Origin of the sequence: Frondihabitans cladoniiphilus, from assembly GCF_039544345.1 — a bacterium.
Lineage (GTDB): Bacteria > Actinomycetota > Actinomycetes > Actinomycetales > Microbacteriaceae > Frondihabitans > Frondihabitans cladoniiphilus.
Genome location: NZ_BAABLM010000004.1, coordinates 62,081 through 77,137, shown reverse-complemented (window position 1 = coordinate 77,137; position 15,057 = coordinate 62,081). Strand labels below are relative to the sequence as shown.

Sequence of the window (15,057 nt, the reverse complement as noted above, 5' to 3'; positions counted from 1 at the left end):
CCGGGGGCTCAGCGCCCCTCGGTCACCTTGCCGTTCTTGATGACCAGCCGACGCTCGGCCCGCTTCGCCACCGCCGAGTCGTGCGTGACGATCACGAGCGTCAGCCCGCGTTCGCGCCAGACGCCCTCGAGCAGCTCCATGATCTCGTCGCGGGTGGCCTCGTCGAGCGCGCCCGTCGGCTCGTCCGCCAGCAGCACGGTCGGCTCCTTGACCAGCGCTCGAGCGATCGCCACGCGCTGCTGCTGCCCGCCGGAGAGCTCGGCCGGCAGGTGGTCGCCGCGTTCGGCGAGCCCCACCGACTCGAGAGCCGCCTTCGCCCTGGACTTCTGCTCGTCGCGCGACGTCGACGTCGACGACGACGCGAACGCGGTCTCGACGTTCTCCTGCGCGGTCAGCGTCGGGATCAGGTTGAAGCCCTGGAAGACGAACCCGATCTCCGTCGCCCGCACCTCGGCGAGCTTGCCGTCTCCGAGCGACGACACCTGTTTGTCGCCGAGGGTGACGGTGCCCGAGGTCGGCTTGTCGAGCGCCCCCAGCATCTGGAGCAGGGTGGACTTGCCGCCGCCCGTCGGGCCCTGGATCGCGACCATCTGCCCGGTCGGGATCTGGAGGCTCACCTTGTTGAGGGCGGTCACGGTGCGCTTCTTCTGGACGTAGGTCTTCGAGACGTCGGTCAACGTGTACATGGGGTTCCGTTCGAGAGAGTGGGCGACGGTGTCGCAGGGGCCAGAGCGAGAGCGTGGGATGCACGGGGCCGGGCCCCCGACGAGACCCGCGTCACGCGACGCTCCGCAGGGCCTCGGCGGGCCGCAGTCGAGATGCCCGCCAGCCTCCGATCGCCCCCGCCAGCAGGCCGCCGATGACGGCCAGGGCAACGGCGATCAGGATGATGCCGACGGCCAGCGGAGCGTGGAGGGCCACCTGGGTCGTGGCGGACGCGGCCTGTGCACCGAACCGAGCCGCGCCTCCCGCCGCCCCGCCGTAGCCCGCGCCGGTCCCGGTCGTCGTGCCGCCCCCGGTTCCGCCGGGAGCACCGCCCCCGCCGCCGACCGTGGTCGTCGCCGCCCCGCCCGAGAGCGTCGGGGCGATGACGTTGATCACGACGATGCCGATGAGCCCGACGATCACGCCGACGCCCCCGCCGATCAGGCCCTGGACGAGGGATTCGCCGGCGACCTGGCGGACGATGCGTCCGTTGCTCCAGCCGATGGCCTTGAGCGTGCCGAACTCGCGGGTGCGGCGGGTGACTCCGGAGACCGTGAAGAGGATGGCGATCAGGAACGCTGCGGCCAGCACGATGATCGAGAGCCAGGTGCCGAGGCTCGAGACGAGGCTCGAGGCCGAGGACAGCGACCCGGACACGCTCGAGGCGAGGTCGGACTGGGTCGAGACGGTCGCCTTGGGCAGGGCCTTCTCCAGAGCCGCCTTCAGGGCCGTGACATCGCTCGAGGAGTCGGCCGTGACGTAGACGTTGCTGATCTTGCCGGTGAGCGACGAGAGGGTCTGCGCGGTGTCGAGCGGGATGTACATGTTCGACGCGGTGGTCGAAGAGGACGAGGTCGAGGCGACCAGGCCGATGACGGTGAACGTCGTGGTGCCGATGGTCGTGGTGCTGCCCACCTTGAGACTGTTCGTCGACGCGTAGCTCTTGTCGAGGACGACGACGTCCTTGCCGGTGTCGGCGCTGGTGAAGGTGCGTCCGCTCGACAGCGAGACCGAGGTGAGGGGCCCGACGGCCGCGGCCGTCACGTCGACGCCTTCGATGGTCTTGGAGTCGACGCTGAAGTTGCCGCCGCCGAAGCCGCCGCCGCCCTGGCCGCCCTCGGCACTCCCGGTGCCGCCCGCCGTGCCGGTGCCGCTCGGGGCAGTGCCCGTGCCGCCCGTGCCGGTGCCGCCGCTGGTGCCCGAGGTGCCCGACGACTGCGTCGTCGAGCCCGAGAACGAGGTGTCCTGGAGCGACAGGGTGGCGGCCGCGGCCTTGACCCCGGCGGTCTTCTTCACGGTGGCCAGCACGGAGGTGGCGAAGGTGGTCGTGCCGCGGGCGGCCGAGACCTGACTCTGCGAGAGCGTGGTCGTGCCGCCGCTCGTCGTCCCGCCGCCGGCGCCGAAGGCGAAGCTGGGGCGACCGCCGCTGGTCGACGGCGTGGCCGTCTCGCTGATGGTGATGTCGGTGCCCACGCCGTAGACGGACTGGAGGACGGTCGTCTGCGCGGCCTTCACCCCGCCGGCGACGGAGTTCACGATGATGACGAGCGCGATGGCGAGAGCCATGCCGGTGGCGATGATCGCCGTCTGCTTTCGCCGGTTGCTGAGCTCCCGGTACAGGTAGGTGAAGAACAAAAGGGGGTCTCCTCGAGAGTGCTGCTGCTGGATCGATGGGAAGGCCCGGGCGGATGGTGCTCCGGTGCGCGACCCCCGAACCCTAGGAACGGGCGTTATGGCCGGGCTATCGCGACCTTGGCAATCGCGTAAGAGCGATCGCAGAGACAGCTCATCAGCGCGTCACAGGGGGCTCATAGGAATCCCTCGATACTTGGAAAGGTGACCACTTCAGCCCCCCTCACCACTGCCGCGGCCCCCCGCCTCACTCGCGCCGACGGATCGCCTCTCCGAGTCCTCGTCGTCGACGACGAGAACAGCCTCACCGACCTCCTCTCCATGGCCCTCCGTTACGAAGGCTGGGACGTCAAGGCGGCCTCCGACGGCCAGTCCGCGCTGACGCAGGCCCGCGAGTTCAAGCCCGACGCGATCGTGCTCGACGTGATGCTCCCCGACATCGACGGCCTGCAGGTGCTCGGCCGGCTCCGCAGCGGCGGCGACGACACCCCGATCCTCTTCCTCACGGCGAAGGACGCCGTCGAAGACCGGGTCACCGGCCTCACGGCAGGCGGCGACGACTACGTCACCAAGCCGTTCAGCCTCGAGGAGGTCGTGGCCCGTCTTCGTGGGCTCATCCGTCGCTCCGCGGCCCTGGTGTCCGAGAGCGGCGACTCGCGCATCGTCGTGGGCGACCTGGTGCTCGACGAGGAGAGCTACGAGGTCAGCCGCAACGGCCGCGCCGTAGAGCTCACCGCCACCGAGTTCGAGCTGCTCCGCTTCCTCATGCGCAACCCGCGTCGCGTGCTGTCGAAGGCGCAGATCCTCGACCGCGTCTGGAGCTACGACTTCGGCGGCAAGTCCAGCGTCGTCGAGATCTACATCTCGTACCTCCGCAAGAAGATCGACGCCGGCGAGGAGCCGATGATCCACACGGTCCGCGGCGTCGGATACGTGATCAAGCCCGTCGCATGAGCCGCCTCGACCCGGCCAGCGTCGTCCGGGCCGCTCCGCTCCGCCGCTGGCTGTCGACGTGGCGCGGCCCGATGACCCTGCGTCGCCGCCTCGTCCTGAGCATCGTCGCGCTCGCCGTCGGCCTGAGTGTGCTCATCGGCCTGGTCAGCGTGCTCGTCGTCAACAGCATCCTGCTCGCTCAGCTCGACGGGCAGGTCGATTCGAGTCTTCAACGAGCCGAGGCGCAGCTCACCGTGCCGTCCAGCGGATCCGCGGGATTCGGAAGCGACGGCGGGCGAGGGCAGTCGCCGGCCACGATCACGGTCATCACGGCCGGCACCGAGCAGTACGGCGCTCGAGTGGGCGACGACGGTCGCTTCACCGACCTCTCGACCGCCATCGCCGACAAGCTCGCCGGCGTCAAGGCCACCGGCACCGGCGGCAAGGCCGTGACCGTCAATCTCGGCGGCTCCACCGGCAGCTACCGGGTGAAAGCGGTCGCTCTGGCCGGAGCCCTGAACGGACAGGCCGTCACGGTCCACCTGGCCGTGGGGCTTCCCACCGCTCCCGTCACCGGGCCGGTCACCAAGCTCGTCGTGATCATCGCGATCATCGCCGCCGCCGCGCTCGCCGCCTCCATCGCCTTCGCGCTGCTGACCGTCCGCTACGCCCTCGGCCCTCTGCAGCGCATGGCCGAGACCGCCTCCCGCGTCGCCGAGATGCCCCTCGACCGTGGCGACGTCGCCCTCGACGCCCGGGTGCCGGAGGAGGACACCGACTCGCGCACCGAGGTGGGCCGCGTCGGGTTTGCCATGAACCGGATGCTCGGCCACGTGTCGCACGCCTTGACGTCGAGGCAGCAGTCCGAGAACAAGGTGCGGCAGTTCGTCGCCGACGCCTCGCACGAGCTCCGCACGCCCCTGGCCTCGGTCCGCGGCTACGCCGAGCTCACGCGGCGCATGGGCAAAGACCTGCCGGAGGACGTCGTCTACGCCATGGGCCGCATCGAGTCGGAGTCGATCCGCATGACCTCCCTCGTCGAAGAACTGCTGCTCCTCGCGCGACTCGACGAGGGCACCGACCTCGTCCTGAAAGACGTCGACCTCACCCGGATCGTCCTCGACGCCGTGCACGACACCCACGTGGCGCAGACCGGCCGTCGCTTCGAGGTCTCCGTGCCCGAGGAGCCGATCAGCGTGCAGGGCGATGCCATGCGCCTCCACCAGATCATCGCCAATCTCCTCAACAACGCCCGCACTCACACGCCCGAGGGCACCGAGGTCTGGGTGACGCTGTCCCGCGACGACGAGGCGAAGGAGGCCGTGGTGACCGTCGCCGACAACGGCCCCGGCATCGACCCGGCCGTCCTCCCCGTCCTGTTCGAGCGCTTCGCCCGCGCCGACAGCTCGCGGTCGCGGAAGGCGGGATCCACCGGCCTGGGTCTGGCCATCGTGCAGGCCGTCGTCCACTCCCACCGGGGCACCGTCGAGGTCTCCTCGAACGAGCCGGGCGCCGTGTTCACCGTCCGGCTGCCCCTCGAGGTCGCCCCCGCGCCGGAGGGCGCACCGGTCGACCTCCCGGCCCCGGTCGAGACCCGCTCGTAGCCGTGTTGCGGTCTCGGGCCTCGTTCGCCTACACTGAACGAAGCCCAAGACCGCCGGTTGCTGGCGCGTACTCGAAAGAGTCGCCCGGCCGAAGGTTCTCGCAAGAGAAACGACCTGCGCAGGTGTGTACAGCAACCCCGTGAGGGGAACCAAGCTCTGCGCTCCTGCGTGGAGCTTTTTTCGTGTGACGACCCACTCTCGTAAGAGGGTGCAGGGGCTACCGGCAACTCACACGTTAGGAGCGACATGGCGAACAAGGAAGCTTCGGTCGCCGAGCTCACGGATTCGTTCCGCGACTCGACCGCCGTCCTGCTCACCGAGTACCGCGGCCTCACCGTTGCTCAGCTCAAGGAGCTGCGCACCGGTATCAAAGAGGACGCCACCTACGCCGTCGTGAAGAACACGCTCACCAAGATCGCGGCGAACGCGGCCGGCATCAGCTCTTTCGATGCCGAGCTCGTCGGACCGTCCGCGATCGCTTTCGTCCACGGAGACCCTGTCGCCGTGGCCAAGAGCCTGCGTGCCTTCGCCAAGGCGAACCCTCAGCTCGTCGTGAAGGGCGGTTACTTCGACGGTAACCCCCTGACCGCGTCCGAGGTCAACCAGCTCGCCGATCTCGAGTCGCGGGAGGTGCTGCTGGGCAAGCTGGCCGGCGCCTTCAAGGCCTCGCTGTTCGGTGCGGCTTACCTGTTCCAGGCGCCGCTGTCCAAGACCGTTCGCACGGTCGAGGCGCTGCGCGAGAAGCAGGACTCCGCAGCCTGAATCGGCTGACGGTACTCGTTACACCACCACCACTTTTCAGTAACACAACAAGGAGAAAATCATGGCAAAGCTCAGCCAGGACGAACTGATCGAGGCTTTCAAGGAGCTCACGCTCATCGAGCTCAGCGACTTCGTCAAGAAGTTCGAAGAGGTCTTCGAGGTCACCGCTGCTGCCCCCGTGGCCGCTGCCGGTGCCGCCGGACCCGCCGCCCCGGCCGAAGAGGTCGAGGAGAAGGACTCGTTCGACGTCGTCCTCGAGGCCGCCGGTGACAAGAAGATCCAGGTCATCAAGGAGGTCCGTGCCCTTACGAGCCTCGGCCTCGGCGAGGCCAAGGCCGTCGTCGACGGTGCCCCCAGCACCGTCCTCGAGGGTGCCAACAAGGACGCCGCCGAGAAGGCCAAGGCTCAGCTCGAGGCCGCCGGCGCCACGGTGACCCTCAAGTAGTCTCGCTCCACCCTCGAAGGGCCCCGCACCGATCACGGTGCGGGGCCCTTCTGCGTGCGATGCGGGGCTAGCGCTCCTCGGTGAGGCCCAGCTGGTTCGCCCGCGTGATCGCCTCGCGGCGATTGGTCGCCGACAGCTTGCGGTAGATGCTGCGCACGTGGCTCTTCACTGTGTTGACGGAGATGAACAGCTCCGCGCCGATCTGGCTCAGGGTCGCACCGGTGGCCAGGTGGCGGACGATGACGAGCTCGCGATCCGAGAGCGGGTCGGCCAGCGGCTGCGTGTCCTCGTGCGGGGTGCCGTGCAGACGCTCGACGAGGGCGGCCACGATCGGCGACTGCACGCGCGCGGCCGCCCGCGCGAGCAGACGGTCGACGACCTCGCCGGGCAGGGTCTGGAACGGCCAGGTCGTGCCGTGGGTGGCCGCGACGAGCAGCGCCCGGTCGAACGCGATGTTGGAGGCCACGGGATTGTCGAGGTCGTTCTGGGCGGCCGCGGTGATGGCGTAGACCTGCGCCATCGACCGGGTCGAGTGCAGGTCGCCGAGCTCGAGGCAGTCGGCGAGGACGTCCAGGGCCGCCTGCGGGTCCCCGACGGTGAAGTGGGAGAGCGCCTGGATGCTGGCCGGGCAGGTGACGTGGTGCTGGCTCGGCGTCAGGGCTGCGGAGAGGCGACGCGCCTGCTCGACCTCGCCGAGCATCCGCATCGTCTCGGCCCGGTGGATGTCCGAGGCCGACGAGACGAGGACCTCGCCGACGAACGGGGCCAGGAGCCTCGCGACGCGTCCCAGCAGGTCGAGCGTCTCGATGAAGGCGCCGCGGTCGTAGCGGGCCAGCGCCTCGGCGAAGACGGCCTGGGGCTCCCAGTCGCTCCCGGCCGTGCACACCCGGAGGTCGCCGATCAGCTGCCCCAACTCGGTCGTGGCGTCGGCCTGGTCCACGGCGAGCATGAAGCGCGTGATGTGCGCGAGGGCGGCGAAGGTCGACCGGAAGAGGTCCGTGCCCTCCGCGTGCTGCTCGGCGAGGTCGGCCTGCTCCTCGGCCACCGGGAAGTCTCCGAGAAGGAAGTTGACGAAGGCGAGCGCCGACAGGCACTCGACCTTCTCCGCGGTGGAGAGGTGCTCGTCGGCGAGCCCCTCGGCGAGCGAGAGCGCGAAGAGCGCTTCGTCGAAGGCCCCGAGGTGGATGCGCACGAGCCCGAGCTGGAGGGAGAAGGACGCGCTCAGCGAGATCCGCTTGGAGATCTCGAGCGACTCGTCGCCCTCGATCATGGTGCGGGCGCGCTCCAGGTTCTCCTTCGAGGCGTGCAGGCTGCCGAGGCTGCGCTGAGTGGCGGCCAGGTGGATGAGGTAACCCGCGCGGACGTCGAGGTCGCTCGTCGGATCGGCCTGGATGTTCTTCTGGACGGCCCGGAACCAAGGCAGGGCGGCGCTCCGGCTCGTGGAACCGACGGAGCGGTGGCTCGCGGCGAGGGCCAGCAGGATGCGCGGACGGGTCCGCCACTCGGCCTCGGGGATGCTGCGGATGGCGTCGCGGAGGCGCGCCCCTTGGATCGGTGCGATCTGGGGCCAGATCTTCTCGATCGTGTCGAGCATCGTGCGATGGTCGACCTGGATCGCCGTCGACGGCGACGGGTCGGCGGACGTGTCGTTTCGGGTGTTCACGGGCTTACCTCTGGCGCATCGGGTAGTTCTCCGGTCGGGCGGAGAATGCGGCTCACACATCATAAACTGAGATTTCTTCTCCATACACGGTTTCCGCTGCTCGACCCGGATTGGGGGCGTCCCTGCTCGACGAGGGCGGCCCGGCCGGATCGGCTTACAGTGGGCAGGTGACTCGCATGAGAAGGTGCCCGTGAGCGGCGCGATGGCAGGCCGGCCGAGCGGTCGTCCGGGCGGACCCGGGCGTGTCTCGGGAGGGGACACGGCGGCGCAGAAGGCGGCGAACGCCGAGGCACCGCGCATCCCCCATCTCGTCCGCCGGATCCGCTCGCTCTTCGCCCCGCACGCCCGGGCCCTCGTCATCACCATCGTGCTGGTCCTGATCGGCGCGGCGTTGAGCGTGATCCCGCCGCTTCTGACCCAGCAGGCGTTCGACAAGGGCCTCTTCCCGAAGGGCGGGCCGAACGTGCCCGTGCTGATGAAGCTCGTCGGCGGCATGGTCGGGCTCTGGATCCTGTCGGCGGCGATCGGGGTCTGGCAGACCTACCTCACGGCGACCGTGGGCAACAAGGTGATGGGTGCCCTGCGTATCCGCCTCTTCGGGCACCTGCAGCGGATGGAGCTCGCGTTTTTCACCCGCACGAAGACCGGAGTGATCCAGTCCCGGCTGCAGAACGACGTCGGCGGCGTGGCGAACGTGTTGAGCAACACGATCTCGAGCGTGCTCGGCAACACGGTCACGGTCATCGCGGCCTTCGTGGCCATGCTGTTCCTCAGTTGGCAGATGACGATCGTCGCCGTGATCCTCCTGCCGATCCTGGTGATCTTCCAGCGTCGGGTCGGGCAGGTCCGGGCCCGGATCGCGACCAAGACGCAGGAGTCGCTCTCCGACATGACCGCGATCACCCAGGAGACGCTGAGCGTGAGCGGCATCCTGCTGGCGAAGAGCTTCAACCAGCAGCGGGCCGAGATCGAGCGCTACTCGGCCGAGAACCGCACCCAGATCGGCCTCCAGGTGCGGCAGCAGATGAGCGGCCAGTGGTTCTTCGCCACCGTTCAGATCTTCCTGTCGATCATCCCCGCCGTGATCTACGTCGTGGCCGCCTATCTGATCAAGGGCGGCGTCGACGTCACGGCCGGCACGATCGTCGCCTTCACCACGGTGCAGGCGCGGCTGACCTTCCCCCTCCTCGGGATCCTGCGCTCCGCGCTCGACATCCAGACCTCCGGCGCCCTGTTCGCCCGCATCTTCGAGTACCTCGACCTCAGCCCGGCGATCACCGAGCCGGACGACCCGCGCGGGGTCGAGAGCGCCGCGCTCGGGCGAGTCGTGTTCGACGACGTCAGCTTCTCCTACCCGGACGCGGAGCCCGGCCAGAAGACCCTCGACGGCCTCACCTTCGACATCGAGCCCGGACAGTTCGCGGCCTTCGTCGGCCCGAGCGGTGCCGGCAAGACGACGATCTCGTACCTGATCCCGCGCTTCTACGAGGCGAGCTCGGGCAGTGTCCGCTTCGCCGGCGCCGACGTGCGCGACCTGGACCAGGAGGCACTGGTCGCCAATATCGGCATCGTCAGCCAGGAGACCTACCTGTTCCACGCGTCCATCGGCGACAACCTCCGTTACGCCCGCCCCGACGCCACGCAGGAGCAGATCGAGGAGGCCGCCCGGCAGGCGAACATCCACGCCACGATCGCGTCCTTCCCCGAGGGGTACGACACGGTGGTGGGGGAGCGCGGCTACCGCCTCTCCGGCGGCGAGAAGCAGCGCATCGCCATCGCCCGGGTGCTGTTGAAGGACCCGGCTGTGCTCGTCCTCGACGAGGCCACGAGCGCTCTCGACTCCGTCTCCGAGCGCATCGTCCAGGCGGCTCTCGACACCGCCGCGCGGGGACGCACCACGATCGCCATCGCGCATCGCCTCTCGACGGTCCGCTCGGCGGACGTCATCTTCGTCGTCCAGGCCGGCCACATCGTCGAACGGGGTACGCACGACGAGCTCGTGGCGCGGGGCGGCCTCTACGCCGAGCTGTACGACCAGCAAGTGAGCATCCCCGGCTGAGTCCGTGGCCGGCCGACCGGGGTACAAGCTGTCCTCCCTTCTGCCCTGGTGGCCATCCCGCTCGTTGTGGTAATCCTGTCCCACGGGGTGCGCCCACCCACAAGGCGCAGCCCCGAGGGGAGGCATCGTGAGCCAGGGCAGCGCAGCGGTCGGCGTCGACGGAGGGGCAGCGAAACGGGGGGATGCACCGCGCGACTCGGTCGCGACCGCCCCGATCCCGCGCCGCCGCTTCCGCTGGGCCGCGTTCTTCGGGCGGGGCTCCCTCGACATCCAGTCGAAGCTCCTCGTCATGCTGCTGGCCGTCTCCCTCCTGTCGACCGTCGTGATCGGGGTCATCGGCTACGTCAACGGGCGCACTTCGCTGCAGGACGCCGCGTTCCAGCAGGTCACGAGCCTCCGCGAGTCCCGGCTGGCCGAGCTCAAGCGCACCGTCAGCGAGATCCAGCAGGACGTCGTGCTGGACAGTCGCAACCAGAGCGCGATCCAGGCCACCGACGCGTTCACCTCGGCCTTCGACGCGCTCGAGAACACGCCCGTCACCGCGGCCGAGAAGACGGCGCTGTCGTCGTACTACTCCGACACGTTCGCCCCGCAGCTCGAGAAGGCGACCGGCCAGACCACGGATCCCGCGCTCTTCGAGCCGACGACCAATCCGGGCGCCTACCTCCAGACCCACTACACGGTCCCGTTCCAGGGCGACTTCGACAAGTCGCTGCAGGAGACCGACGCCGGCGACGGCAGTGCCTGGTCGGCGGCCCACGCCGAGTTCCACGACTACTTCAAGGAGCTGGTGCTGCAGGCCGGCTACGACGACGTGCTGCTCCTCGACACCCGGGGCAACGTGATCTACTCGGCCTACTCCGGGGTGGATCTCGGCACGAACGTGCAGACGGGGCCGTACTCGAAGTCGGGACTGGCGACCAGCTACAACGCCGCTCTCCGCCTCAACTCCGTCGACGCGGCCGTGACGACCGACTTCGACCCCTACCAGCCCTCGTACTCGGCCCCGACGGCCTGGATCTCGTCGCCGGTCGGGAGCGGCACGAGCGTTCAGGGCGTCCTCGCGATCCAGGTGCCCAGCGCCACGATCAACTCGGTCATGACCGGCAACAAGGGGTGGACGGGCGACGGCCTGGGCGCGACCGGCGAGGCCTACCTGGCCGGACCCGACAAGACGATGCGCTCGGACTCCCGCGAACTGCTGCAGAACCCGAAGAGGTTCGAGAAGGACGCGGTGGCCAACGGGACGCCGATCGCGACGGCCAAGGAGGAGGTGTCGACCAAGTCGTCGATCCTCCTCCAGCCGGTGAACACCGTGGCGGTGACTCGGGCCCTCCAGGGCAAGTCGGGGACGGTGATCGACACCGACTACCTGGGCCATCAGGTCCTCGCGGCCTACGCGCCGGCCGGGCTCACGGGATTGAACTGGGTGATCGTGGCGAAGATCGACACGTCCCAGGCGTTCAGCCCGGTCGACGTGTTCACGCGGAACCTGTTCCTGTCGCTCGCCGCGATCATCGTCATCGTCGCCCTGCTGTCGCTCCTGCTCGCGCAGGTGTTCGTGAGACCGGTCAGGCGACTTCAGACCGCCGTGAACCGGGTCAGCGCCGGCGAGATCGGCGTCGAGGTCGAGACCCGGTCGGGCGACGAGTTCGGCGACCTGGGCACCTCGTTCAACGACATGAGCCGGAGTCTCAAGCTGAAGCAGGACCTCCTCGACGAGCAGCGGGCGGAGAACGACCGCCTGCTGCTGACCCTCATGCCGGCGGACGTCGCCAAGCGCTACAAAGAAGGTGAGGACTCGATCGCCGAGGACCACCAGGACGTCGCGGTGGGCTTCGCCGACATCGTCGGCTTCGACGACTTCTCGCGCTCCAAGAAGTCGGGCGACGCCATCGCCCTGCTCAACGGACTCTGGCGAGCCTTCGACGAGGCGGCCGAGCGTCTCGGCGTCGAGAAGGTCCGCTCGACGCAGCGCGGCTACCTCGTCAGCTGCGGCCTGACCGTGCCCCGGGTGGACAACGCCCGGCGCATCGTCGAGTTCACCCTCGAACAGGAGCGGATCGTCGAGCGCTTCAACGGCGTCAACTCGTCGACCCTCTCGCTGCGCGCGGGCCTCGACACGGGTCTCGTCACGAGCGGCCTCATCGGTCGGTCGAGCATGGTCTACGACATGTGGGGGGATGCGGTGAACCTCGCCTATCGCGTACAGGGCGTCACGGCGCGTCCCGGCATCTACGCGACCCAGCGGGTCGTCGACAAGCTCGGCGACACGGTCGCCGCGGTCGAGGCCGGCCAGGTCGAGACGCAGACCGGGCCGCAGAAGGTCTTCCAGCTCGGAGAGGACGCCGGTCGTGGTTAGCATCGTCGCCCAGCCCTGGTTCTGGCCTGCCATCGCCGTGGTGGTGGGGCTCCCCGTCCTGCTGATCGTCCTGACCGAGGTCGGGTCGAACCTCGAACGTCGAGGCAACCCCGGCCACCGGCTGGTCCGGCTCGCCCGCAACTTCGTGGTGCCGAGTGCGGCGGTCGCGGTGCTGCTGGCGGAGATCACGAAATCGATCGGCTCGACCGACTTCACCTGGGCGAAGCTGGTCGCGACCCTCTTCGGGTTCCTGGTGATCCTGTTCATCCTCAACGCCTTCAACCTCGCCCTTTTCACGAATGCGGCGGAGGGCAGCTGGCGGGCCAGGCTGCCCTCGATCTTCGTCGACATCGCCCGGATCGTCCTGATCGCCATCGGGCTCGCCGTGCTCTTCTCGGTCGTGTGGAACACGGACGTCGCGGGGCTCTTCACGGCGCTCGGCGTGACCTCGATCGTGCTCGGCCTCGCGCTCCAGGGAGCGATCGGCAGCGTCGTCTCCGGCCTCCTCCTGCTCTTCGAGCAGCCCTTCCGTCTCGGGGACTTCCTCGAGGCCGGGGGAGTGAAGGGCCGCGTGATCGAGGTCAACTGGCGGGCGGTCCACATCGACACCGGCAACGGCGTGCAGATCATCCCCAACGCGTCCCTGGCCGGCTCGTCGTTCACGAACCTCAGTCGCGGCGACGGCAGCTACACGGTCGCGTCGAAGGTCACCTTCACCACCGACGACGCCCCGGCCGAGGTCATGGCCCTGCTCACCCGGGTGGCGCGCGGACTGCCGAGCCTGTATCCGAACACCGTCCCCGTGGCGACGCCGCTCGGCGGTCCGGACTACGAGGTCGCCTTCGAGGTCCGCGGCCCAGCCGCCGAGGGGGATGCGCTGGCGGTCTTCCGCACCCGCCTCTGGTACGCCGCACGCCGGGTCTCCCTGGGCCTCGACGGCGACACCACGGACGCCTTCGTCACGCCCGAGCGGACCGCGGACGCCGTGCGGCAGGTGGCCCCGCTCCTGTATCTCGAAGGCGACGACGCGGCAGCGCTCCTGCCGGTGGTCACGCTGCAGCGCTTCGCCGCGGGCGAGACGATCCTCGAGCTCGGGGGAGTGCCCGACGCGGTGCTGTTCGTCCTCCGCGGGGTGGCCAGCCTCGGCGTCCCCCTGCCCGACGGCGCCCTCCTGCCGGTCGCCCGCGTGGAGGCCGGCGACTACCTCGCGCAGACCGCGTTGACCCGCGAGCCGTTGATCACCACCGCAGTCGCCCTGTCCGAGCTCGCCGTGCTGCGGGTCCCCGTGGAGACCATCGACGGGTTGGTGCGAGCACGCCCCCGGCTGGCTCGCGACTTCGGCGACGTGATGGAGCAGCGGCGTCGGCAGGTGTCGACGGCTCTCGACGCGCAGCAGGTGACGGGGGCATCCCCCGTTCCGGTCTCGGGCGCTGGTCGGAACGGCGTCGGTAGACTCTCCGGGTGAAGTACGCAGACTCCGTCGTCGATCTGGTCGGTAACACCCCGCTCGTCAAGCTGAACCGGCTGACCGAGGGCATCAGCGCCACGGTGCTGGTCAAGGTCGAGTACCTGAACCCCGGCGGCTCGGCCAAAGACCGCATCGCCACCCGCATCATCGACGCCGCCGAGCGCGATGGTCTGTTGAAGCCCGGCGGCACGATCGTCGAGCCGACCAGCGGCAACACCGGCGTCGGCCTCGCCCTGGTGGCGCAGCAGCGCGGGTACCACTGCATCTTCGTGCTGCCCGACAAGGTCGGCGAAGACAAGCGCAACGTGCTGACCGCGTACGGGGCCGAGATCGTGGTGACCCCCACCGCCGTCGCCCCCGACAGCCCCGAGTCGTACTACAGCGTCTCCGACCGCCTCGTGCGCGAGACGCCGGGCGCCTTCAAGCCGAACCAGTACGAGAACCCCAACGGCCCGCTCAGCCACTACGAGACCACCGGCCCCGAGATCTGGCGCGACACCGAGGGCGAGATCACCCACTTCGTCGCCGGAGTGGGCACGGGCGGGACGATCAGCGGCACGGGCCGTTTCCTGAAAGAGGCCTCCGAGGGGCGCGTCCAGATCGTCGGCGCCGACCCCGAGGGCAGCGTCTACTCGGGCGGCACCGGGCGCCCGTACCTCGTCGAGGGCGTCGGCGAAGACTTCTGGCCCGGCGCCTACGACGGCAGCGTCGTCGACCGCATCATCCCCATCTCCGACGCCCGCTCGTTCGACATCACCCGTCGGCTCGCCCGCGAAGAGGGCCTGCTCGTCGGCGGCTCGTCGGGCATGGCGGTCGCGGCCGCGCTCGACGTGGCCCGAGAGCTCGGGCCCGACGACGTCGTGGTCGTGCTCCTCCCCGACGGCGGTCGCGGCTATCTGGGCAAGATCTTCAACGACCGGTGGATGCGCAGCTACGGTTTCAGCGAGGTGGCCGACGAGCGCACCGTCGCCGACCTCCTGGCGGGCAAGAGCGGCGCTCTCCCCGATCTCGTGCACGCGCATCCCTCCGACACGGTTCGTGACGTGGTGAACATCATGTCGACCTACGGCGTCTCGCAGATGCCGGTGCTGTCGGCCGAGCCGCCGGTCGTCATGGGCGAGGTCGTCGGCGCCGTCGAAGAGAAGGCGCTGCTCGAGCAGGTCTTCTCCGGTGCCGCCAAGATGACCGACCCGGTGTCGAAGTTCGTCGGCGCGCCTTTCGCTCTGATCGGTCTCAACGAGTCCGTGACCACCGCCCGGCGCGCGCTGGAGAAGAACGACGCCCTGCTCGTCACGTCCGACGGCAAGCCGGCCGCGGTCGTCACCCGGCACGACCTCCTCGCCTTCCTGTCGGCCTAGCCGCTCCGCGTGGAATGGCGCCCTCCTCGCCGCTGTTCCCTTTCTGACCCACCTTCCCTCTTCGAG

The 15,057-nt window shown here is 69.4% G+C and carries 11 protein-coding genes; 8 read left to right on the top strand and 3 right to left on the bottom strand.

The window, feature by feature from the left end:
- Window positions 1–8 precede the first annotated feature (8 nt).
- The gene (locus ABEA39_RS11280) at window positions 9–686 is read right to left on the bottom strand and encodes an ABC transporter ATP-binding protein (RefSeq protein ID WP_345375976.1); all 678 of its coding nucleotides are present in this window, start codon (window positions 684–686) and stop codon (window positions 9–11) included.
- A gap of 91 nt (window positions 687–777) precedes the next feature.
- Complete coding sequence (locus tag ABEA39_RS11275; protein ID WP_345375975.1) at window positions 778–2,340, bottom strand: ABC transporter permease; 1,563 nt, start codon at window positions 2,338–2,340, stop codon at window positions 778–780.
- Window positions 2,341–2,529: 189 nt separating this feature from the next.
- Between ABEA39_RS11275 and ABEA39_RS11270 the strand changes: the two genes are divergently transcribed.
- From ABEA39_RS11270 to rplL, 4 genes are all read left to right on the top strand, one after another.
- A complete protein-coding gene (locus tag ABEA39_RS11270) occupies window positions 2,530–3,291 on the top strand; it encodes a response regulator transcription factor (protein WP_425556966.1) in 762 nt (253 codons plus the stop codon).
- Window positions 3,288–4,874, top strand: a complete 1,587-nt coding sequence (locus ABEA39_RS11265; RefSeq protein WP_345375972.1) for a sensor histidine kinase — start codon at window positions 3,288–3,290, stop codon at window positions 4,872–4,874. Before ABEA39_RS11270 ends, ABEA39_RS11265 begins: the two co-directional genes overlap by 4 nt.
- A gap of 246 nt (window positions 4,875–5,120) precedes the next feature.
- Window positions 5,121–5,636, top strand: coding sequence for a 50S ribosomal protein L10 (gene rplJ / locus ABEA39_RS11260; protein ID WP_345375971.1), 516 nt, complete (start codon window positions 5,121–5,123; stop codon window positions 5,634–5,636).
- Window positions 5,637–5,697: 61 nt separating this feature from the next.
- Window positions 5,698–6,081: a 50S ribosomal protein L7/L12 gene (gene rplL, locus ABEA39_RS11255; protein WP_345375970.1), complete on the top strand. Its 384-nt coding sequence runs from the start codon at window positions 5,698–5,700 to the stop codon at window positions 6,079–6,081.
- A gap of 67 nt (window positions 6,082–6,148) precedes the next feature.
- Here rplL and ABEA39_RS11250 read toward each other — a convergent pair whose 3' ends face one another.
- Window positions 6,149–7,744: a helix-turn-helix transcriptional regulator gene (locus tag ABEA39_RS11250; protein WP_345375969.1), complete on the bottom strand. Its 1,596-nt coding sequence runs from the start codon at window positions 7,742–7,744 to the stop codon at window positions 6,149–6,151.
- Between the two features lie 202 nt (window positions 7,745–7,946).
- Between ABEA39_RS11250 and ABEA39_RS11245 the strand changes: the two genes are divergently transcribed.
- The 4 genes from ABEA39_RS11245 (at window position 7,947) to ABEA39_RS11230 (ending at window position 14,991) form a co-directional block, all read left to right on the top strand.
- Window positions 7,947–9,803 (top strand): ABC transporter ATP-binding protein, encoded by a 1,857-nt coding sequence (locus ABEA39_RS11245; protein WP_345376118.1) that lies wholly within the window; start codon window positions 7,947–7,949, stop codon window positions 9,801–9,803.
- A 127-nt stretch (window positions 9,804–9,930) separates the two neighbouring features.
- Window positions 9,931–12,165, top strand: a complete 2,235-nt coding sequence (locus tag ABEA39_RS11240) for an adenylate/guanylate cyclase domain-containing protein (RefSeq protein ID WP_345375968.1) — start codon at window positions 9,931–9,933, stop codon at window positions 12,163–12,165.
- The gene (locus ABEA39_RS11235) at window positions 12,158–13,630 is read left to right on the top strand and encodes a mechanosensitive ion channel domain-containing protein (RefSeq protein ID WP_345375967.1); all 1,473 of its coding nucleotides are present in this window, start codon (window positions 12,158–12,160) and stop codon (window positions 13,628–13,630) included. The genes ABEA39_RS11240 and ABEA39_RS11235 overlap by 8 nt, the downstream gene beginning before the upstream one ends.
- A complete protein-coding gene (locus ABEA39_RS11230) occupies window positions 13,627–14,991 on the top strand; it encodes a cystathionine beta-synthase (RefSeq protein ID WP_345375966.1) in 1,365 nt (454 codons plus the stop codon). The genes ABEA39_RS11235 and ABEA39_RS11230 overlap by 4 nt, the downstream gene beginning before the upstream one ends.
- Window positions 14,992–15,057: the final 66 nt, after the last annotated feature.